This is a genomic window from Brevibacterium sp. 1718, assembly GCF_051131255.1.
In the GTDB taxonomy this organism is placed as follows: domain Bacteria; phylum Actinomycetota; class Actinomycetes; order Actinomycetales; family Brevibacteriaceae; genus Brevibacterium; species Brevibacterium sediminis.
Map to the genome: position 1 here is coordinate 4,124,937 of NZ_CP186550.1, position 20,340 is coordinate 4,145,276.

At 65.9% G+C, this 20,340-nt stretch carries 17 protein-coding genes; 5 read left to right on the forward strand and 12 right to left on the reverse strand.

Annotation, left to right across the window (positions count from 1 at the left end; all coding sequences use genetic code 11):
• Nucleotides 1–54: 54 nt before the first annotated feature.
• Nucleotides 55–1,092: a DUF2332 domain-containing protein gene (locus tag ACOZ9V_RS18505; RefSeq protein ID WP_434592457.1), complete on the forward strand. Its 1,038-nt coding sequence runs from the start codon at nt 55–57 to the stop codon at nt 1,090–1,092.
• A gap of 215 nt (nt 1,093–1,307) precedes the next feature.
• On the opposite strand, the gene ACOZ9V_RS18510 is transcribed toward ACOZ9V_RS18505, so the two are convergent.
• Nucleotides 1,308–2,336, reverse strand: a complete 1,029-nt coding sequence (locus tag ACOZ9V_RS18510; RefSeq protein WP_434592459.1) for an LLM class flavin-dependent oxidoreductase — start codon at nt 2,334–2,336, stop codon at nt 1,308–1,310.
• A gap of 268 nt (nt 2,337–2,604) precedes the next feature.
• The gene (locus ACOZ9V_RS18515; protein WP_181271860.1) at nt 2,605–3,819 is read right to left on the reverse strand and encodes a PucR family transcriptional regulator; all 1,215 of its coding nucleotides are present in this window, start codon (nt 3,817–3,819) and stop codon (nt 2,605–2,607) included.
• Nucleotides 3,820–4,009: 190 nt separating this feature from the next.
• Here ACOZ9V_RS18515 and ACOZ9V_RS18520 point away from each other — a divergent pair, with 190 nt between their 5' ends.
• The 3 genes from ACOZ9V_RS18520 (at nt 4,010) to ACOZ9V_RS18530 (ending at nt 8,563) form a co-directional block, all read left to right on the forward strand.
• Nucleotides 4,010–5,341, forward strand: a complete 1,332-nt coding sequence (locus ACOZ9V_RS18520) for an MFS transporter (RefSeq protein WP_181271859.1) — start codon at nt 4,010–4,012, stop codon at nt 5,339–5,341.
• 88 nt (nt 5,342–5,429) lie between these two features.
• A complete protein-coding gene (locus tag ACOZ9V_RS18525) occupies nt 5,430–7,178 on the forward strand; it encodes a thiamine pyrophosphate-dependent enzyme (protein ID WP_434592461.1) in 1,749 nt (582 codons plus the stop codon).
• A gap of 116 nt (nt 7,179–7,294) precedes the next feature.
• On the forward strand, nt 7,295–8,563 hold the full coding sequence (locus tag ACOZ9V_RS18530) for a M20 family metallo-hydrolase (RefSeq protein ID WP_181271857.1): 1,269 nt from the start codon (nt 7,295–7,297) through the stop codon (nt 8,561–8,563).
• A gap of 12 nt (nt 8,564–8,575) precedes the next feature.
• Here ACOZ9V_RS18530 and ACOZ9V_RS18535 read toward each other — a convergent pair whose 3' ends face one another.
• The 7 genes from ACOZ9V_RS18535 to ACOZ9V_RS18565 all read right to left on the reverse strand — a co-directional run bounded on the left by ACOZ9V_RS18535 (nt 8,576) and on the right by ACOZ9V_RS18565 (nt 14,309).
• Complete coding sequence (locus ACOZ9V_RS18535; RefSeq protein WP_181271856.1) at nt 8,576–8,986, reverse strand: type II toxin-antitoxin system VapC family toxin; 411 nt, start codon at nt 8,984–8,986, stop codon at nt 8,576–8,578.
• A complete protein-coding gene (locus ACOZ9V_RS18540) occupies nt 8,983–9,228 on the reverse strand; it encodes a type II toxin-antitoxin system prevent-host-death family antitoxin (protein ID WP_172173324.1) in 246 nt (81 codons plus the stop codon). Before ACOZ9V_RS18540 ends, ACOZ9V_RS18535 begins: the two co-directional genes overlap by 4 nt.
• Nucleotides 9,229–9,333: 105 nt before the next feature.
• Nucleotides 9,334–9,927 (reverse strand): hypothetical protein, encoded by a 594-nt coding sequence (locus ACOZ9V_RS18545; RefSeq protein WP_139909425.1) that lies wholly within the window; start codon nt 9,925–9,927, stop codon nt 9,334–9,336.
• 563 nt (nt 9,928–10,490) lie between these two features.
• Entirely contained in the window at nt 10,491–11,093 is a 603-nt protein-coding gene (locus ACOZ9V_RS18550; RefSeq protein WP_434592465.1) for a cell wall-associated hydrolase, read from the reverse strand.
• 88 nt (nt 11,094–11,181) lie between these two features.
• On the reverse strand, nt 11,182–11,772 hold the full coding sequence (locus ACOZ9V_RS18555; protein WP_434592468.1) for a hypothetical protein: 591 nt from the start codon (nt 11,770–11,772) through the stop codon (nt 11,182–11,184).
• Between the two features lie 216 nt (nt 11,773–11,988).
• On the reverse strand, nt 11,989–13,200 hold the full coding sequence (locus tag ACOZ9V_RS18560) for an MFS transporter (RefSeq protein ID WP_434592470.1): 1,212 nt from the start codon (nt 13,198–13,200) through the stop codon (nt 11,989–11,991).
• A gap of 11 nt (nt 13,201–13,211) precedes the next feature.
• Nucleotides 13,212–14,309, reverse strand: a complete 1,098-nt coding sequence (locus ACOZ9V_RS18565; protein WP_434592473.1) for a MerR family transcriptional regulator — start codon at nt 14,307–14,309, stop codon at nt 13,212–13,214.
• 125 nt (nt 14,310–14,434) lie between these two features.
• Here ACOZ9V_RS18565 and ACOZ9V_RS18570 point away from each other — a divergent pair, with 125 nt between their 5' ends.
• On the forward strand, nt 14,435–15,295 hold the full coding sequence (locus ACOZ9V_RS18570; RefSeq protein ID WP_181271851.1) for a nucleotidyltransferase domain-containing protein: 861 nt from the start codon (nt 14,435–14,437) through the stop codon (nt 15,293–15,295).
• A gap of 78 nt (nt 15,296–15,373) precedes the next feature.
• On the opposite strand, the gene ACOZ9V_RS18575 is transcribed toward ACOZ9V_RS18570, so the two are convergent.
• The 3 genes from ACOZ9V_RS18575 to selA form a co-directional block, all read right to left on the reverse strand.
• Nucleotides 15,374–16,750: an NAD-dependent succinate-semialdehyde dehydrogenase gene (locus ACOZ9V_RS18575; protein WP_181271850.1), complete on the reverse strand. Its 1,377-nt coding sequence runs from the start codon at nt 16,748–16,750 to the stop codon at nt 15,374–15,376.
• Between the two features lie 325 nt (nt 16,751–17,075).
• Nucleotides 17,076–18,980 carry a selenocysteine-specific translation elongation factor gene (selB, locus tag ACOZ9V_RS18580; protein ID WP_181271849.1) on the reverse strand — a complete coding sequence of 635 codons (1,905 nt, stop codon included), beginning with the start codon at nt 18,978–18,980 and terminating at the stop codon, nt 17,076–17,078.
• Nucleotides 18,973–20,292, reverse strand: a complete 1,320-nt coding sequence (gene selA, locus ACOZ9V_RS18585; RefSeq protein WP_181271848.1) for an L-seryl-tRNA(Sec) selenium transferase — start codon at nt 20,290–20,292, stop codon at nt 18,973–18,975. The genes selB and selA overlap by 8 nt, the downstream gene beginning before the upstream one ends.
• Nucleotides 20,293–20,340 lie beyond the last annotated feature (48 nt).

Genomic DNA, 20,340 nt, shown 5'->3' on the forward strand with positions numbered 1-20,340 from the left:
CCGGTCGGTACGATGAAGTCACTGAGGCGCGGATACCATTGCGAGGAGGGCGACATGCAGCCGATGACGGAACTCGAAGCCGAGACTCTGCGCGACTACTACGGCAAGTTCGCCCGCCTCGAAGCGGCCGACACCTCCCCGATCTACGCCGCATGGGCCGAGGGAGTGGCCGCGGATGACGAGATCCTCTCGCTCCTGCTCGAACTGCCCCGACCGAAGCGCCAAGCCAATCTGCTCTTCGGCGCAGCCCGCCACCTCGGCGCTGGCGAAGGCGCCTATGCTGACCTGCGTGCATGGCTGCTCGACGACTGGGCGAAGGTGCGCGAGCTCATGCTCGCCCGGTCGACCCAGACGAATGAGGCGGGTCGTTGCGCGACGCTCCTTCCAGCACTCGCACGGGTTCCAGGACCGCTTGCGCTCATCGAGGTAGGCGCCTCAGCGGGGCTCTGCCTCTACCCTGACCGGTACAGTTACCGATTCACCGTCAACGAGGCGGCCGGGTCGTCCGGTTCAGATTCCGCGAAGTCGACGACTCTCGACCCTGCGAACGGTCCGAGCCCGGTCGTGCTCGAATGCGAACTGACGAACACTGCCGTGCCGAACCGTCTCCCCGAGGTCGCGTGGCGGGCCGGAATCGATCTCAATCCTCTCGATATCACCGATGCTGACCAGCGGGAATGGCTGACTTCGCTGATCTGGCCGGAGCATGAGTCGAGACGGGAGCGCCTCCTCGCCGCTGCCTCGGTCGCGGCCGCCGATCCCCCGCACCTCGTCCGCGGCGACCTGCTCGACACCGTCGAAACCCTGCTTGCCGAGGTGCCAGCCGGGACCCAACCGGTCGTCTTCCACAGTGCGGTGCTGGCCTATGTCGACGCCGAGGCGCGTGCCCGCTTCGCTTCGCTCATGCAATCGCGCGACGACGTCGTGTGGATCAGCAATGAGGGCGCCGGCGTTCTGCCTGACACTCGCGCTCAGCTCGAGACACTCGGGATCGAGCCCGATGGGCGATTCGTGCTCAGCGTCGACGGCCAAGCTGTCGCTCTGACCGGACCGCACGGGCAGAGCTATGTCGGCATCGCGGTGATCCCCTGATGCGCCGACCCGCTCGGAATCGGGCCGTGCTCAAGCAGTCGACGCCCCCAGGAGGCTCGTTCAAGGCAGAGCGCAGACATCGACCCGTGCGCCTTTCGAGGACTGAGTTGCGCCTTGATCGAGGCTGGGTCGAAGAGCGAAGCCTTGAACGAAGCGTCGACAGCGAGGCAGCGAGGCAGCGAACAGCGGCGGAAAGTGCCCACCGAGGGAGACGTCTAAGAGCTTGCTGGCGTCCACCCGAGCTTCGGGCCGATCTCAGTGGCAAGTTGGTGGAGGATGTGCTTCCAGTCATCGAGCTCGAACTCGAACGGAAGTTCGAAGAGATAGTCATCTGAAGCCTGGAAAGCCGGGTTGGACAGCAGGTAGTCGACGATCTCCTCGGTCGAGCCGAGCAGGTCCGGTGCGATGATCGTGTTCTTCCCGTGGACCTGCTTCGTCCGCGGAGTCCGCTCCTCCGCGTATTTCCGGTACTTGGCCGCCTGTACCGGACTCGCGCTATCGGTTGGAACGATCACGCGTGCCAGGCTCACTCGTCCATTCTCACCAGAGAGCGATTCGCGGTAAGTCTCGATCTGGTTGACCTGGTTGAGAGAGAAGTCCTCGATGCCGTCCTCTGCCGAGGTGATGTTGCTCATCAGCCACTTCAATCCAGCCTCGCCCGACCAGTTGGCCGAGCGCAGCGATCCCCCTCCATACCAGAGGCGATCGCTCAGTCCGGGCGCATGCGGTTCCACCCGTTCGGAATCGATGTCCCCGCCGAAGCCTTTGTACTCGGGCTTCTCCCGTACCGGGCCTCCCGCGAGGAGATCACGCAGACGCTCGATGCGCGCGTAGCTGTAGTCTTCGCCGCGCCATCCCTCACCATGGACGATGTCATTGACCTCCTCGGCGAATGCGGGCGGATGCACGCTCAATCCAGCCAGAACCCGGCCTCCGGAGAGGACGTCGGCAACGGCGAGATCCTCGGCCAGTCGAAACGGATTCTCATGACCGACGGGAATCACCGCACTGCCCAGCCCGATCCGCTGCGTGTGCTGGGCCAAAGCAGCGAAGTACACTGCCGGCGACGGCAGACCGGACTGCATGTGCCGAGTTCGGACCCATCCGCTGTCGAGCCCGAGCTCCTCGGCGAAGCGGAACAGTTCGATACCCTCGGCCAGGCCGCGACCAGGATCATCGCGATCGAAGGGAACGAGGTGGATGAACCCGAGATGGCCGACTCGGTCATTTGTCGACGTGCTCACGGTGCCTCTCTTCTGATGCCTTGAAGGCATCGTCCGACGATGGTTGAATGCTTGACTTCTATCAGCTCCGCCTGAGAACTCTAGCCAGGCTCGTCACACTCGGCCCTCGAGGTGATCGCGGGGCGTCGTTCAAGCCGCAGCGCGGATGTCGAACTGTGCACCTTTCGACAAGTGCTCGCCGCCTTGAACGACGGAGCTTGGTTTCGAAAAGCGAGGGCCGCTATGAACGATGCGGCCGTGGTCGCCCGATGACTCCCAGATCGCGAAATCACGCCCAACCGACGACGAGGCGGGCCGCCTCGGCGGGGATCATCGGATCGACCCCGGTGAGTTCGGCGAAGCGGCGCAGACGATTCGCCACCGTATTGCGATGGCAGAACAGCTGCGCGGCAGACGCACCGATGCTCCCCGAAGCGAGATAGACCTGCACCGCCTCGATGAGGCGCTCCCGCTCGACCGGGCCGCAGGCGGCCAGCGCGGACTCGACATCGGCGAGGATCGGATTGCCGGCGGCATTGAGCGACCGTGCGGCCAACCGCGCCCACCCACTGCGCCACGTCATCGCAGTCGTCTCATCAGCGGCGATGACATCGGCGAGATCTCGCGCGGTCAGCGCCGACCGCCGCAGGGTGCCGATCCCTTCGGCGCGGACATACCCCACCCTGGCCTCGGCGATCTTGCCGGCGAGCGCCCCCAACGAATGACCGGTTCCGCCCCCGAATGGAGTGGAAGCATGTCCCGCACCACCTGGAACCTGCGTGAACGCAATGAGAACCTCGCCGAGGTGGTGCGTGAACATGGTCCCGCCCGCGCGGGCATGATCGGAGATGATCACCCGCAGCGCCCGGACGTCGTCCCCGGTGGCGGCGATGACGAGCAGCGGAGAGTCGACATCGAGACCGAGCCCGGTCGCGATCCTCGACAGGCGCTCCGCGGTGGGATCGGGATCATCGAAGAGGCTTGCGATGAGGCCCGCATGCACCGAATCCTCTTCCGCGCGCATCCGGGTGCGCTCGGCGGTATAGGCCTGTTGGACCTGAGAGACGTATTCGTCGACGGTGGATAAGACGATGCCGGTGTGCCGGATGACGAGTTCCGCATCCTCCTGATTCGCCACACGGGTGAGCACCTCCCAGAGCACATTGAAATCGTGGCGGATCGCGGTCATCAGCGCCTCGAGCGGAATTCCAGCCCGTGCCCGGGAGACCCCGACCTCCGTCGATACCGCCACGGGGCCGTCGAACCCACCGGCGCGCAGCCCCTCGATGAGGGTGGAGAAGGAGAGCCGACCGGTCCGCCGCAGCTCCGAGACCGGAATCGGTGCGGGATCGTAGCCGGAGACCGTGACGACGCGGATCATGAACCGTTCAGTCAGCTCGTCGAGATCGAGAGCGTCGAGGAGCTCGAGCCAGCGACGTTCGTCTCCGGGCTCCGGACGGTCCCGAAGCTGTCGTGTGCCCGCAATTCCAACCTGTTCATCCATCACACGCTCCAGAATATGTGCATCTGCACAAGCACTGCCCACTTTTCGGCGACAAATGTGCCTGGATCAGGACATGTGGCACTCTGTAAGGTCGATACCTGCCGGTCGATCGCAACGATCGACCGATGCACCACCCGCACCCGGACTCGGCCGACCAGGCCCAGGTCCCCGGACTCGACGGAGAGAATCCATGAGCGAGCAGAACACCACGGCGTCCGCCGAGCTCAATGCCACAACGGAACTGAGCATCAAGGACGCGAACAAGGTCGCCGCCGGCGCCCTGATCGGCACCGCCCTCGAGTGGTACGACTTCTTCCTCTTCTCGGCAGCGGCCGCCCTGGTCTTCAACGTCCAGTACTTCACCAGCGAGAACGCCACGGCCGCCGCCATGGCCTCATTCGCCACCTTCGGCGTCGGGCTGGCCGCTCGTCCCATCGGCGGTCTGATCTTCGGCCGCATGGGCGACAAGATCGGGCGCCGCAAGGTCCTGCTCATCACGATCATCGGCATCGGCGTCGTCACCGGACTCATCGGCCTCCTGCCCACCTATGCTGCGATCGGCTTCGCCGCCCCCGCCCTGCTCGTGCTCCTGCGCATCCTCCAGGGTCTCTTCGTCGGCGGCGAATGGTCGGGCGCGATGACGCTCGTCGTCGAGAACGCCCCGCTCCACCTGCGTGCCCGTTATGCAGCGATCCCGCAGATCGGCTCCCCGATCGGCACGATCCTGTCCTCCGGCGGCTTCTTCATCATGACCCTGGTGTTCTCACAGGACAGCTTCGACTCGTTCGGCTGGAGGATCCCATTCCTCGTGGCCCTGCCGCTGCTCGTCGTCGCCGTCTACCTCCGCTCCCGCCTAGAAGAGTCCCCGGTCTTCCGTCAGCTCGAAGAGTCCGGCGAGGTCGAGAAGAGCCCCATCCGCACCACCTTCCGTGACTCGTGGAAGCAGATCATCATCGGCATGGCCGCGGCTCTGCTCGGCGTCGGCGGCTTCTACCTCGTCACCGCATTCTGCGTCTGGTACGGCGTCAACGTCCTCGGCTACGACGATTCGCTCCTCCTGCTCGGCAGCATGGTCGCCGCCGCCGTCGAGATCGGAGCCCTGATCTGGGGCGGTGCCCTGGGCACGAAGTTCGGAGCCTCGAAGGTCATCCTCTGGGGTGGTGTCGCCTCGGCGGTGGTCGCCGTTCCTGCGTTCTTCATGTTCGAGTCCGGCAATCCGGTCCTCGTCGTCATCGCCATGACCCTGGCCGTGTCCACTCTGTCCCTGCCCTACGCGGCATCGGGCACCGTGCTCACCGGACTGTTCCCCGCCACCACTCGCTACACGGGTGTGGGCATGGCGCAGAACGCCGCAGGCATGCTCTCCGGGTTCATCCCGCTGCTGGCCACGAGCTTCGTCGCCTCCGCCGGAGACCACTGGTGGCCGGCCGCCGCGATGCTCGTCTTCCTCTCCCTGTTCACGGCGTTCGCCGGCTACGTCGCTCCTCGGATGAGCGTCGACCTCCCCGGCTTCAAACATTGAGACTCGCACAGCGCTGGGAACCCAGCGCAGCACCGGGCCGGGAGCCCCGGACCTCACACCGTTCGATCGTCGAAAGGACACCCACACCATGTCGCGTTCCGCCGGCCACCTCATCGTCGACACTCTGGAGAGCGCGGGCATCGAGCGCGTCTACGCGGTCCCCGGTGAGTCCTACCTCGACGTCCTCGACGGACTGTATGACGCGAAGATCGAGACCGTCGTGTGCCGGCAGGAGGGCGGTGCGGGGTTCATGGCGCTGGCCGAATCCCGGCTGACCGGCCGTCCCGGAATCACCATGGTCACCCGCGGTCCAGGGGCGGCGAATGCGATGATCGCTGTCCACACCGCCTGGCAGGATGCAACCGCGCTCGTCCTGTTCGTCGGCCTCGTCCCCCTCAACGATCGCTCCCGCGAATCCTTCCAGGAGTTCAGCCTGCCCGAGTGGTTCTCCTCGACGGCGAAGCGCGTGCTCACCATCGATGATGAGGACCGTGCAGGTGAGATCACCGCCGATGCCCTGCGCATCGCCGCATCCGGTCGCCCCGGGCCCGTCGTCGTCGGCCTGCCCGAGGATGTCCTCGTCCGTCTCACCGAGGCCCCGACTCCGACCCTCCCCGAGGTGGCCCCACCGACCCCTGCCCCCGCCGTCATCGATGGCTTGGCTTCGCGGATCGCGGCGGCCGAGCGTCCCGCATTCGTGCTCGGCGGGGATGGGTGGCACAACGGCTGCGGAGCCGAGCTGGCCGGTCTGGCCGCCTCGGCGGGGGTGCCGATCTTCTGCGATTGGCGCGCCTACGATGCGATTCCGCATTCCTCACCGGCGTGGGCGGGTTGGCTCGGCTACGGTCGTGCCGATGCTGTGGCGGCAGGTTTCGCCGAGGCGGACCTCGTCATCTTCGTCGGCTGCACCCGCTCCGATGTCTTAAGCGACGGCTACACGATCGGCTTCGACGCCGAGACCATACTCGTCTCCCTCGATATGGAGGCCACCCAGCACGCAGGGCGCATCGATGAGCACATCATCGCCTCCGCGGACTCCTTCACTCGCGCCCTGACCAGGACCGATGCCGCTGATGTTCGGGATGCGAGCCAGCTGCGCGGTGACCGGACGGATGAGTGGATGCAGGGACGCGCGGACGCGCAGTCCCGGTTCGCCGCTCATCGCCCCGACGCCGAGGCGACACCGGAGAATCCGGGCCGTGCCGGGGTCGATCTCGGGGTGGCGTTCGGGATTCTCGATGACCGCCTCGGCGGGGAGGCGATCCTCACCTACGGGGCGGGCAATGCGACGATCTGGGGGCACCGGTTCATCCGACATGAGCGCCCGTCCAGCCTCGTCGGAGCCCGCAACGGGGCGATGGGTCTCGCCGTTCCCGCCGCGGTGGCCGCTTCTCTGGCGTACCCGGAGCGGCGTGCGGTCGCGGTCTGCGGCGATGGGGACTTCCTCATGAACGGTCAGGAGATCGCCACGGCCTTCGCCCACGGCGGATCACCGCTCATCATCGTCGTCGACAACGGCGTGTACGGCACGATCGTGTCTCACCAGGAGAATCACTATCCGGGACGGCCCTCGGGCACGCGCATGGTCAATCCGAACTTCGCGGCGTGGATGTCGGCATTCGATCTCAGCAGTTCCGGGGCCGCCTCGGCGAGCAAAACGTCCATGAACGGCGACGGGGCCTCCGTAACCGGGCCGACCGGGCACGGGGAGCGCGTCGAAACGACCGAGGAATTCGGGCCGGCGCTCGACCGGGCCCTTGCCCACGACGGGCCCGCCCTCATCCATGTGCTCATCGATCCGGCGACGATGCCGCCGGCCGCCGACGAAACCGCCTGATCCATCCTGGGTGCCCACCCGGCACCACCGACCTGACACCGGCACCGCCGGCGCCGCACACGTCCCCCGCACAGTCGCAACCCACCCGCCCGCGACACCTCTCGAAAGGACCCGCTATGACCGTTTCACCCTCTCTGATCAACGCCGATCGCGAAGCCGAGTTCCTCGCCGATTGGGCCGTGCATTCGCGTTTCGGCGCCGTCGAGGGCACGAACGGAGTCGACCGGCAGGCGGCGAGCGCCGCCGATGGTCAGCAGCGGAAGTGGTTCGCCGAGCTGCTCGTCAAGCACGGTTTCAGCGTGCACCGGGATCCGATCGGCAATCAGTTCGGGCTCCTTGAGCTCGTGCCCGGGGCCCCGTATGTGCTGACTGGTTCGCATATGGATTCGCAGCCGACGGCCGGCCGTTTCGACGGTGCCTACGGGGTGATGGCTTCGGCGCATGCATGTTTCGCGATCGCCGATGAGATGCGAGCGGACCCGTCGAAGGCGAAGTTCAACCTCGCAGTGGTCAACTGGTTCAACGAAGAGGGCTCCCGGTTCAAGCCCTCCATGATGGGATCGAATGTCTTCACCGGCAAGGCCGAGCTGGAAGCGGCACTGACCACGCGTGATGCTGCTGGAATCACCGTCGCCGAGGCGCTCGACGAGTTGGGAGAGCGCGGAGACTTCACGGTCCCGGAGATCGCCTCCTATGCGGAGATCCACGTCCAGCAGGGTCGCAGCATGGAAGAGGACGGGGTGACGATCGGGCTGGTCAATGCCACGTGGGCGGCGCACAAGTACGAGTTCAAGGTCACCGGCGCACAGGCGCACAGCGGGTCGACGCTCATGGCCGATCGTCAGGATGCCCTGCTCGGTGCGGCCCGCCTGGTGGTCGCTGCGCGTGAGCTCGTCGACGACTTCGAGCCCGGTGCCCTGCATACTGCGTGCGGTCAGCTCACCGTCTACCCGAATTCTCCGGTCGTCGTCGCCAGCGAGGTCAGCCTGCTTCTCGATCTGCGCTCCCCCAGCGCCGAGGTGATCGCCGCCGCCCATGAGAAGCTCATGGCCACGATCGCCCAGGTCAGCGCCGATGATCGCGTGGAGATCGAGATCGTCGCCGAGCACAGCTGGGATCAGAACCCGTACTCCGAAGACGGGGTCGAACTGGCACGCACCGCTGCCGAGGACTTGGGACTCACCTCGGCGAAGGTGATGACCGTGGCCGGGCACGATTCCACGAACATGAAGGACGAAGTGCCCACCGTCATGCTCTTCATTCCCAGCGTCGACGGGGTCTCGCACAGTCTGGCCGAGTTCACAAAGGACGAGGACCTCGTCTCGGGTCTCCATCACCTCACCGAGGTGGTTCGCCGGCTCGCCGCCGGCGCGCTGGCAGAGTGACCGCGAAGGAGGTCAGTCCTCCCAGGGATTGAGCAACCTGACTCCCGTATTCGCGAAGTCAGCGACGTTCCTCGTCACCAGGGTCAGAGAGTGTGCGAGTGCGGTCCCTGCGATCAGGCTGTCCATGTCGGGCATCGCGTCAGGGACGTGCAATCGCGATGCCTGCACAGCCACTTCGGCATCGACGGCAAGAATTCTTCTGTCGAAGAGCTGAGAAACCTGTTCGTCGAACCACTGCCGAAGGACGGATCCAGCGCGTGCGTCCCGCCGCTCTTTCCGTCGGACTCCGACGTCGAGTTCGAGGACCGTAATGGCGCTGATGGCCAGATCGTCGATCCTCTGTGCGGCGATCCAGGAGCCGACGGGAGTCCGGTTGCCGCGGCGAGCGTCACTGATGATGTTGGTGTCGAGCAGATATCTCACAGTTCGGGCACCCGCAGCGATCGCTGAGAACGATGCGGCAGATCGAGGTCCGAATCATCGTCGTGGATGACGAGGGCATCTCCGACGAGGTCCGATCTGCCGCTGAGTTGATCGTACTCATCGGCAGTCAGCAGAACGTGCGCGCGACGACCATGTTCGGTGATGGTGACCGGTCCGTGTCTGGCCGCACGTTTGGCCGCCGATACGTCCCGGTTGAATTCCCGACTCGACATCGTGGTCATCATCCACCTCCCGAAATGTCACTACTGTAGGTACATTTTATCTCGGGGTTGTGGACGAATCCATAGCCAGATGCCGAGTGGACAGGACTCTCGGACCCGCGGTCATCAGTCGATGGAGTCGACGTCTTGGTTCTCGTCGACGAGCTTCTTCGCCAGCGGCTCCCACTTGTCGTAAGCGTCGGGGTATCCGGAGTGCTGCACTTCCTGTGCGGCGTCACCGGGTTCGATGCTCTCCCAGTTGTCGATCTGGGTCAGCCCCGGATTGTCGGTTCCGGAGTCGACGCCGTAGAAGGCTTTCGATGCGTACACGGTGTCGGTGACTTCGTCGGCCGATCCCCAGTTCATCGAGGGACGCTGCTGGAAGGCGCCGGCGGAGTCGCGGTCGCCTCCGTCGAGGTCGTTGAGGCTCGATTCCTGCAGCGCGGTCATCACGGCGATCGTCTGAGCCTCCTTCGACAGGTCCGCGCCCTTGCCGACGCCGATGATGGTGCGCGCGTTGTCGATCTGCTCCTCGCTCAGCTCATCGGGGTCGTCGATCCCTCCGGTCGAGCCGGCGTCGGACTGGGTTGCTTCACCCTCCTGGCTGACGCCTCCGGAGATCGGGTCGGCCGAGGCCGAGGTCGCCGTTGCCAGGGAGACTCCCCCGGCGAGAATGGCTGCGGACAGTGCAGTCACCGCAAGTGTGCGCGCACGTTTCATCTGTTCTCACTTTCTCTTGATCGGGTGCTCGACCCGGTCGGCGATTCCTGGTGCGCGGCACACGTGGTGGGTTCTGCGGCATCTGCCCTGTGGTCGGCACAGGAACACCAATGCAGAAGGTGCCGTGGAATCGCCCCACACAACACTGACGGACCGATTGGCCCTGTTCAATGCAGAGAGACTTCGAGATGACTTATTCTCGCCGCAACGAGTCGTCACGGATCCGTGTGCATGCGATCAGAGTTCGCTGAACGCCGCGCGGTCACCAGCAGTGCTCCCACCCGCCCGTGACCGGGGTCTCGATCCGCTCGTCCGGCGGTTCGCAGGCGCGAGCCAGGGAAATTTCAGGCGCCGGCGGCGATCGATGGGGGTCGATCCTCGGCGATCCTGCACTTCGAGGCCGGCCCTGTTCCTCCGAGGCGGCCCTCCTCGTCGGACGCGTCGTCGCCGCGTCCCATGGGAGGGGCGCGGCGACGATGTGCGCTCAGGTGCGCGGAGTACGGTCGGCGGATCGGAGCCGCCGGATCGGCATCGGATCAGTGCCGGATCACGGGCAGTTCAGATCACAGACCGTTCAGGCGGTAGGGGACGAAGCTGTCGTCCTGGTCGTACGGGTAGGAGACTTCGTGGGCGACCGAGCCGAGCGAACCGTTCTCCTCGAGGGCGTGATAGGCGGTTTTATCGTCGTTGGCCCAACCGTTGAAGATCACGACGTGGCCGTTGGCGCCTTCGGTGCCGGGGCCGCCCTTCATCAGGACGTCGTCGGGCTTCAGTTCGTCCTTATCGATCTTGTGGGAGACATCCGGCAGGGTCACGGTGTTGAGGCTGTCGTCGAGTCCCCAGGCCATCGAGACGAATCCCGAGCAGTCCATGCGGTACTGCTTTCCCTGTGGATCCGGATGGGTGGTGTCCCAGTTGTAGGGCACCCCCTGGTCGACCCAGGTCTGGGCGCGGCTGATGATCTCATCGCGACGATCATCGGCCTGGGTGGATGTCTTCTGGCCGGACTCCGACTGCGCGGTCGTGGCCTTGCCGGAATCTCCCTGTGCTGCGTAGCTGTGTGCCGGGGCAGCGTCGGCCTGAGCGGGTGCGGTGGCCATCATGGTGCCGCCTGCGAGGAGACCTGCGGTGAGGACGGTGGTGGTGAGTGTGCGTGAAACCTTCATCATCTCTCCTGATCGTTCTCGGGTGTGCATGTGTGATTTCGGAATGTGCGGTTTCGGGTGGTGCGACTTCAGGTCAGCGGAACGGGTCTCAGCTGATCGGGGCAACATCCTGATTGCCGTTGACGAGCTCGGTCGCCAAGGGATCCCACTTGTCGTACTCGGCGGGGAAGGCGGAGCCCTGCACTGCCTGAGCTGCGGCTCCCGGAACCATCGTCTCCCATCCTTCGATCTGGATGAGACCGAGGTTCGAGCCTTCGGGGTTGACGCCATAGAACGACTTCGAGGCGTAGACCGGGTCGGTCACCTGGGCCAGAGTGCCCCAGCCCATGGACGGACGCTGCTGGAACAGTCCGGCGGAGTCGCGGTCTCCGCCGTCGAGGTTGTAGAGGCTCGATTCCTGCAGGGCCGTCATCACGGCGATCTTCTGTGCCTGCGTCGACAGGTCCGCGCCCTTGCAGACGGCGATGATCGTGCGCGCGTTGTCGATCTGCTCCTGGGTGAGCTGAGTGGCGTCCTGAGCGCTCGGAACCTTGCCGCCGTCGAGTGCTTTGCTCGTGGACGGAGCGGCCTCCTTTGAGACTGCAGCCGGCTCTGCGGACGCGGCGGTCGCCATGGAGACACCGCCGGCGATGACAGCCGCGGAAAGGGCTGTCACTGCAATTTTGCGTACGAGTTTCATCGGTTTCCTGTTCTCTTGAGGGGCAGTTGCCGTGAGCGAGAACTCGAGACCAGCTGAGTGGGGAAGCGATCGGAAACCAGCATCGATCACGCAAGCGATCCTGTCGTTTCGCTCACGTCCTCCAGACTGTCCGATCCGATGAGAGGCCTCAACAAACTCCGTTTCAACATCACGTCACAGGGTTCTCAACACGAGTTCAACACCACGTGAACCAGGTCACTCGGACCTGAAGGCCTGCAGCGTCCGATCTCGCCCGACGACGAAGGAGGCACCCACTGCGATGACACTCGCTGCCGCAATCATGGCGCCGGTGCCGAGCAATCCGACGATGAGACCGATGAGCGGATTGACGATGACCTGAGGGGCCTGTTGGACGACGATGAGCAGACTCTGAAATCTCGATACCTTGGACGCAGGGGCCAGCAGCACATAGACCGGGAAGACATGCGCGGTGAAGACCACGACCCCGGCCCCGACGAGGGCGGTCGCTGCGAGACCCACTCGCCAGTCAGCCGACACAGCCAGCACGATGAGCCCCAGGGCCACGACGCACGGACCGATGACCATCGGAGTCCACACCCGATTCGCAATGCCGCGCCATGCGAACACGCCGCTCGTCAGCAGGCCCCCGGCGATCCATCCGGATTCGATGAGCCCCGCCTCGGCGGCGGTCCAGCCGCGCTCGCGGGCGGCAAGGGGAATGCCGAGGAGTACCGCCGGGATCACGGCTCCGGCCATGAGGGACACACCGGTCAGCAGCGTCAGCACTCCCGGCGTCGCCCGCGCCGCTCGCACCCCGTCGACGATTCCGCGCACGCTGACCGGGTCGGGCAGGTGATCCCCTCGCCGAGGCGGTCGGATCGCAAGCAGGGCGATGAGCATGATCAGGCATCCGAGCACATCGAGCAGTGCCACCCCGGACAGGCTGATGATCCCGATGAGGATTCCGCCCAGCGGCGGGGCGATGGTGCGCGCCAGCTGTCCGGCCATGCCCGATCGGGCCATGGCTGTGCCCAATGATCTCTCGGGGACGAAGAGCCGTGGGAAGACTCCGACGGCGGGCCGATAGAACGCTGCCGCCGACCCGATGAGCACGGCGGCCGCCAGGAGCACCGGCGGAGCCGCCGACCAGACGGCAACGGCGAGTGCGATCCCCGAGCCGATGAGCACGAAGGCGAGTGTGCACGCGAGCATCACCCGACGCGGCCCGAATCTGTCGGCGACCGCGCCGCCGAGCAGCCCGAGCAGCACCGCAGGCAGGACGGTGAGCGTGAATACCCAGGCGGCGAGATGAGGGCCGTGGCCGGAGGCCACCCATGTCAGAGCGAACGCGAGGATCCCGGTGCCGAGTTCGGTGACGACCGAGGTGAGCACCCAAGCGTTGAATCCCTTCGGCAGCGGGACCCGGTCCCTGCCTGAGGCACCCATATCGACGGGGCTCAGGCTCTGCGGGGCATGACGAGCGCCACGAAGTCGGGTTGGCTGGGAGCACGCCAGATGAGGGGATCGTCCTCGTTGCCCCAGTCGCAGATCAGTTCGTCGCCGATTCCCGCGTCGACGATGGACTTCATGGAGCCGGCGGAGAGTTCGAACCTCGACGCGTCCCTCGGCAGCCGCACTCCGGATTCAGGGGACCGGCCTGTGGCTTCGTCGACGAGCCGCAGGATCTCTTCGCGTGAGAACCGGCTTCTGCCTCTGCGGCGCGCGGCGGCCGCCTCCACGGTGCGACCGATGTCGGGGAACCGGCGGTCGGACTGCGACAGGATCGTCGACTCTCCGTCGGAGTGCTCGATCGACATGCGCACCTGTGCGGGGTGGTCGACGGATCCTCCGGTGACAGCGATCATGAGGCTCACCTCGCAGCTCGTGGTCGGGAGCGACAGCAGCGCCGAGGCGGTGACAACCGTCGACACCCCCACCGGCCTCTTCGGACCGTCTGCGGGCGTCGGAGCATCGATCTCGGCGGGGATGTGCGTGCGCGCCATCAGCACATAACCGTCGGTCACGGCCAAGGTGAGGGAGTCGGGTTTGATCTCCACGCTCAGGTGGTCGAAGGGCGAATCGGCGGGGGCCGTCCCCTTCGTCTGCGCCAGCTGACGCACCGCGGCGGCGAGCACGGCGGAGTCGACCCGAGCGCGGCTGAGCGTCGTCTCGGTCCGGGATCGGAGCACTGATCTCAGGTCGTCGACCAGCGCCGCGGCAGACTCGGCTCGTCCGATGGCCTCGGCGAGCCAGTCGTCGAGGATGGCCTCGGCGATCACCGGTTCGCTGTCGAGGATGGTCCCGATCGTGCGCAGCCGAAAGCCTGCGTCACGCAGGCGTCGGATCCAGATCGCACGCTGCTGCTGGTCGAGCCCGTAGTACCGATAGCCGGTACGGTCCTCGACATGTGCGGGCGACAGAAGGCCGCTGCTGTCGTACCCCCGCAGGGCGCTGGCGCTGAGTCCGACGGCACGAGCGAAGTCACCGATCGTCTGCAGCGACCGGCTCGTCGACTGCGGCACTCGTGCGGTGTCGGGTTCGCGGGTGGGGTCCATGGACCCATCATCGACTTTCACCCTGGCTGAAGGTCAAGAGCGCGGGAGATAGTCGTTGCGCAGCCACGTCGGACCCACCGGACAGTTCCTCAGTCCAGGCCTCTGTCCCTGTGTACGCTGATCCCATGTCCGTACCGCTGCCGCCAGATGCCGCAACGGCCATCAGGTCCTACCTGCGTGCCGCCGATCGGATCCTACCCGGCGGCATCATCGCCTGCGCCGTCACCGGATCGATCGCCCTCGGCGCCTATCGTCCGGGCCGCAGCGACATCGACCTCGTCGCGGTCATCGCCGATGAGTGGCTGGACCGTCCGGATCTCATTCGGCGGCTGCGGCTGCTCCACCTCTCGCAGGTGCCCCGCCTAGTAGTAGGGGCGGCGCGCGGACGAGGTGTGAGTGCGTGCTGCAATACCGTCTTCATCGCCGAATCCGAGGTCAGTCGCCCCGTCACCGAGATCCGACCGATCGCTTCCCATACGGGTGAGATCTTCGATTCGCACGGCGCGTTCGACGTCAATCCGGTGATCTGGAAGGAGCTCGTCGACGGCGGCATCACTGTGCGGGGACGACCGATCGCTGCATGGGGTCTCGATGCGCAGCCGGAGGCGCTTCGACCATGGGTCCGCACGAACCTGCGCGAGTACTGGACTCCGTTGGCCGCACAGCTGCGCGACCGACCGCGGAGAACTCCACGCACGCTGTTCCATCGTCTCCTCACGTCCCCGCGGGGACTGAGCGCCGGCACGGTTGCGTGGTGCGTGCTCGGTCCCGCGCGCATGCATCGCACGCTCGCGACCGGTGAGATCATCGGCAAGGAGGCAGCGGGTCGCCACGGATTGGACGCATTCCCTCAGCATGCCCCCATCACCGAGGTGGCCCTGGCCAAGGTGCGCGGCGCGCGGATCCCGTCCGCACCGTCACGTGCACAGTGGCGGGCATTGACCGCCTCGGCGATGGAGGACATGATCACCGCATCACTCGGCTGATCGACGACCGTAGTGGGTTGAGCGGCCGCCGGGAACTCGACGACGGTTGCGGTGATCTTGGGGTCAGCCGAACTCCCCCTATTTCGCGATGAAGTGGAGGCGCTTATTCACGAACTCACCCATCCCGATCGGACCCATCTCACGACCGAAACCAGACCGCTTCACCCCACCGAACGGCAACTCAGCCGCCTCCGCCGCAATCGTGTTCACATGCGTCATCCCCACCTCAAGACGAGCCGCCACACGATCAGCACGCCCCTCATCAGCAGAGAACACAGACCCACCCAAACCAAGGGCACAATCATTGGCCAACTCGAGAGCCTCCTCGTCACTGCTGACCTTGAAGACAGTGGCCACCGGCCCGAAGAGCTCCTCACCATACGACTCCGAGTCTCGGGGCACATCAACGAGCACAGTCGGCGCATAGTACGCCGCCGGGCCCTCTCCCAGCTCACCACCGACGAGCACCCGAGCACCTTCGGACACGGCTTTCTTCACCTGCGCATCGACGGTTTCGGCAGCAGCACGGCTCGACAACGGCACATACTCACCCTCACCCAGATTCAGCGGATCCCCCGGAGTGAGTCCGGTACCCAATCGCACGAGTTCGGCGACGAAGTCGTCGTAGATGTCGTCCATGACGATGAGGCGTTTGTTCGAGTTGCAGACTTGTCCGGCGTTATACGTCCGGAATTCCCACGCCTCACGAGCCACCGCGGCCACATCGTCGGCGTCGAGTACAACCATCGGGTCGATGCCGCCGAGTTCGAGCACGGCCTTCTTGAGGTTCTGACCGGCCTGGGCACCGATGATCGCACCCGCCCGCTCCGACCCGGTCAACGACACACCCTGAACCCGAGGGTCAGCAATGAGCGCAGCGATCTGGTCATGGTTGGCAAAAAGGTGGGAGTACCCGCCGGCAGGGACACCGGCGGCGTGGAAGATCTCCTCGATCAACAGCGCCGACCGTCCACAGATATCGGCGTGCTTGAGCATGATCGTATTGCCCAACACGAGGTTCGGGGCGGCGAACCGGGCCACCTGGTAGTAGGGGAAGTTCCACGGCATCACACCCAGCAGGGCACCGACCGGCAGGGATTCGATCCGTGCGGTACCGGGGATGGTCGACGGGATCTGGTAATCCGTGGCCAGACTGGGGCCGTGGACGCCGTAGTAGTCGATGATGTCGGCAGCGAACTCGACCTCGTCAACGGACTCGGCATACGACTTGCCCATCTCCACCGAAATGGTCCTGGCGAGTTCGTCCTTGCGTTCATGGAAGATCTCCGCAGCCCTTCGCACAACCGACGCCCGCTCCTGAATATCGGTGTCCTTCCACATCAGGTACGTGGAGTGGGCGGAAGTCACGGTGGACTCGATCTCGGCATTCGTTGCCTCGGGAAAGGTCTCGACGACCTCGCCAGTGGCGGGATTCTGAACACGATAGTTCGACATGGTTGCTCCTTCGCAGTCTCGGGTCGGAATCGCATCTGCGCGACCGGAGACGGTCAATGGTGAGAATTTCTGGTGGGCGGTCAGTGCTGCGACCAGGGCAGCGCGCCCGGATATGGGGATTGTGAGGCGATGAATGGCGTCGCTGCGGCCCCATCACCGCAGTCAGTTATCACCCATACCATCGACGGAAGCGCCCGAATCGGCGCGAACGATCATTCCGACTTGATCGTAATACAGGTCACGGAGTTTCGCCGAGGCGGCCGCCCACCGACCCGGCGAGCGGTTCGTCGTCGTGGCCGCCCGTCCGATAGTGCCACGAGGGTCCTCAGCGCACGACTTCGCGGTGTGTGGTGTCGAGTCGGCGCGTCCAGCCCCGGCCGTCGAGGTGTTCGAGCAGGGGGATGACGACGCGTCGGGTCGTCCCCAGCGCCTGCCTCGCCTGGCTTGTGGTGAAGGGCTGGTCGAGACCGGCGAGGATCCGCATCGCCTGCGCGGGGGTGCGCGGAGCCACGATGATTCCGTCGCCGAGGCGCAGGATCCGTCCCGCCTTCGCGGCGACCGCGAGCTCCCGCGCTCCGAGGCCGAGTTCTCGCAGGTCATCGGCTTCCGGTGCCGCGAACGGGTCGGCTGCGAGCAGGCGTTCGATCTCGGCGATACCGGCTTCGGCGGCACCGAGTCCCGCGGCATGCCCGGGCGGGCGGACCATTCCGTCGACGGCTTCGAGCCCGGCGCGGGAGATGATCTGGTTGAGCAGTGCGCGAATCGCGCCGCCGGAGCCTTCGGGCAGAGGCAGAGCCGGTTGGATTTTCGCCTTCGCCGGGGAGTCGCGTTTCGATTCGGCGCCGCGTCTGCGACCTGAGTCCGGAGTTCGCTGAAGTGCCTCTGCGACGGCTTTGACGGGCACTCCCGCGGCCATCGGCGTGGCGGCGAGTTCGCCTCGGACCAGGGATTTTGTCGCCTCGACCCAGGAGGTCAGCGTCGGCGAGTGGACGAGCCACTCACCCACTTCCTCAACATCGGCAGGCAAGGATTCGTCGACGGGAACCTGCAGACCGAACCGGGTAAGGACGGTGCGTTCGACGGCTCCGCGGCGGGCCACCTCGGCGAGGATATCGCCTTTCACAGGATGCTCGGCAAGCTCATGAGCTCGCCTGGCGCCGTCGCCTCGTCGGGACAGTTCGGGCGGGTCGACGTCGAGCACGAGGAGGCCGGCGAAGACGTTGCGGCTTCCTGGCGCGCGGAGCACAATCCGGTCGCTGACCTGCAGGGGAAGCGGTCGGTCGAGGGTGAGCCGGGCGTGGTCGGCATCGAATGCCCGCAATCGTGCGGGCACGGCGGCGGTGCCGATATGGGCCATGAGTTCGTGGATGCCGGAGTCGAGGGTCTCGCCCATGGTGCGGCGCACGTCGATCGTGTCGACGATCGGCCAGTCCCCGCTCGTGAGCAGTGCGTCGCCGCGGTGGAGGTCGTCGGCGGGGACGTCGCGCAGGTTGACGGCCACGCGGGCCTGCGGGACCACCTCGGTAGTGGTGGAATTACGGGACTGCAGACCCCGCACACCCACGATCCGGTCGATGGTCTCTCCGCGCAGCTCGACTGTATCGCCCGTGGTCAGTGTGCCTGCCGTGAGGGTCCCGGTGACGACGGTGCCGGCTCCCTTGATGGTGAAGGCCCGGTCGACCCACAAACGCACCCTCCCCGAGGTGGTCGGAGGCTCGGCCGTGGCCGTGACCTCGTCGAGGACGCTGATGAGTTCGGGCAGGCCCTGCCCGGTCGTGGCTGACACCGTGACGATCGGCGCTGCTTCGAGTGGTGTTCCACGCAGCTGCGCTCTGACCTGAGCCTTTGTGGTCTCGACGGAGTCGGGGGCGAGGTCGGCCCGGGTGATGACGACGAGGCCGTGGGTGATGCCGAGCGCATTGATCGCGTCGCGATGGTCAGTCGATTGGGCTTGCCAGCCCTTGTCTGCGGCGATGACGAAGCAGGCGATGGGGGCGGGGCCGAGCCCGGCGAGCATGTTCGCAAGGAACTTTTCGTGCCCCGGAACGTCGACGAAGGCGAGTTCGCGGCCCGAGGGCAGGGTCGTCCAGGCGAAACCGAGGTCGATGGTCAGCCCGCGCTTCTTCTCTTCGGCCCACCGATCGGGTTCCATTCCGGTCAGGGCATTGACCAGCGTCGACTTCCCATGATCGACGTGTCCGGCGGTGGCGATGACGAAAGTGTCAGGCATTGTCAGCACGGACTCGCTTGATGGCGGCAGCGATGCGGTTGTCTTTGCTTTCGGGTACGCAGCGCAGGTCGACCAAGCATCGTCCCTGGTGGACTCGGGCGACGATCGCAGGATCGCCGCGGCGCAGCGGCTCGGCGAAGGCTTCGGGCAGTTCGACTGCCCAGCCGGACAGGGGCACTCCGGGGGCTCCCCCGCCGCCGACTCGTCCGTCGTGGTCGACGATCGTGGCACCGACCGCCTCGGCGAGAGTTTCGGTGCGTTTCCGCAGGTGAACTGTGTCGATGTGGAGGGCGTCGTGGATCGGGTTCGCCGTGTGCGTGATCGTGGCTTCCAGCGCCGCGAGGGTGAGTTTGTCGGTGCGCATCGCTCTGGCCAGAGGGTGTTTGGCCAGTGTCTGCACTGCTTCGGTGCGGCCGAGGATGAGTCCGGCCTGCGGGCCGCCGAGGAGTTTGTCGCCGGAGACGATGACGAGGTCGGCGCCGGCGCGCAGGGCGGTGTCGATATCGGGTTCGTCGGGCAATGCCGGGTCGGGAGTGAAGAGCCCGGACCCGAGGTCGACGATGAGCGGCAGGTTGTGCTCATCGGCGAGTCCGCGCAGGTCAGCCACGTCGACGGAGGAGGTGAATCCTTCGACGCGGAAGTTGCTCGTGTGCACCTTGAGCAGGCAGGACGTGTCGTCGCTGATGGCCTCGGCGTAGTCGGCCACGTGGGTGCGGTTCGTCGTGCCGACCTCGCGCAGGCTGGAGCCGGTCGTCGTCATGAGGTCGGTGAGGCGGAACCCGGCACCGATTTCGATGAGTTCGCCGCGGCTGATGATGATCTCGCCGGAACCTGTGCCGCGTCCGCGCACCGCAGTGACGGCCAGCAGCAGGGCGGCCGCACCGTTGTTGACCACGAGAGCATCCTCGGCAGCCGGGCTCGCCTGCAGCAGGGCGGCCTTCGCTCCGGTGCCCCGCTTGCTGCGTTTGCCGGTGCCGAGGTCCATTTCGACGTCGACATATCCGGCCGCCTCGGTGATCGCCTGGGTTGCCGCAGGTGAGAGCGGTGCCCGGCCGAGGTTCGTGTGGACGAGGATGCCGGTGGCGTTGAGCACTGGGGTCAGGGAGGAAGCCGAACGGGAGCTGAGCTTGGAGGTGATGGCGGGGGCCACCTCGGCGACGGGGATCTCGCCGGCTCGGGCGGCGTTCTGCACCTCGGAGATGATGGCCTTGATGGTCGCCTGGTTGAGGCGCTCACCTGCTGCGATGACCTCGGGAAGGGCGAGGAGATGATCCGTGCGCGGAATGGATCGACGCGGGTCGGACTCGACCATCTGACCTCCTCCTCTGTGCGGGGTCATGGCGGCGCCGCTTGGTCGGCG

Bases quoted from the DNA above. Each gene is read 5' to 3' on its own strand.
- ACOZ9V_RS18505 (WP_434592457.1), top strand. From the start codon at position 55: ATGCAGCCGATGACGGAACTCGAAGCCGAGACTCTGCGCGACTACTAC.
- ACOZ9V_RS18515 (WP_181271860.1), bottom strand. From the start codon at position 3,819: ATGGATGAACAGGTTGGAATTGCGGGCACACGACAGCTTCGGGACCGT.
- ACOZ9V_RS18520 (WP_181271859.1), top strand. From the start codon at position 4,010: ATGAGCGAGCAGAACACCACGGCGTCCGCCGAGCTCAATGCCACAACG.
- ACOZ9V_RS18525 (WP_434592461.1), top strand. From the start codon at position 5,430: ATGTCGCGTTCCGCCGGCCACCTCATCGTCGACACTCTGGAGAGCGCG.
- ACOZ9V_RS18530 (WP_181271857.1), top strand. From the start codon at position 7,295: ATGACCGTTTCACCCTCTCTGATCAACGCCGATCGCGAAGCCGAGTTC.
- ACOZ9V_RS18540 (WP_172173324.1), bottom strand. From the start codon at position 9,228: ATGACCACGATGTCGAGTCGGGAATTCAACCGGGACGTATCGGCGGCC.
- ACOZ9V_RS18545 (WP_139909425.1), bottom strand. From the start codon at position 9,927: ATGAAACGTGCGCGCACACTTGCGGTGACTGCACTGTCCGCAGCCATT.
- ACOZ9V_RS18550 (WP_434592465.1), bottom strand. From the start codon at position 11,093: ATGAAGGTTTCACGCACACTCACCACCACCGTCCTCACCGCAGGTCTC.
- ACOZ9V_RS18555 (WP_434592468.1), bottom strand. From the start codon at position 11,772: ATGAAACTCGTACGCAAAATTGCAGTGACAGCCCTTTCCGCGGCTGTC.
- ACOZ9V_RS18560 (WP_434592470.1), bottom strand. From the start codon at position 13,200: ATGGGTGCCTCAGGCAGGGACCGGGTCCCGCTGCCGAAGGGATTCAAC.
- ACOZ9V_RS18565 (WP_434592473.1), bottom strand. From the start codon at position 14,309: ATGGACCCCACCCGCGAACCCGACACCGCACGAGTGCCGCAGTCGACG.
- ACOZ9V_RS18570 (WP_181271851.1), top strand. From the start codon at position 14,435: ATGTCCGTACCGCTGCCGCCAGATGCCGCAACGGCCATCAGGTCCTAC.
- ACOZ9V_RS18575 (WP_181271850.1), bottom strand. From the start codon at position 16,750: ATGTCGAACTATCGTGTTCAGAATCCCGCCACTGGCGAGGTCGTCGAG.
- selB (WP_181271849.1), bottom strand. From the start codon at position 18,980: ATGCCTGACACTTTCGTCATCGCCACCGCCGGACACGTCGATCATGGG.
- selA (WP_181271848.1), bottom strand. From the start codon at position 20,292: ATGGTCGAGTCCGACCCGCGTCGATCCATTCCGCGCACGGATCATCTC.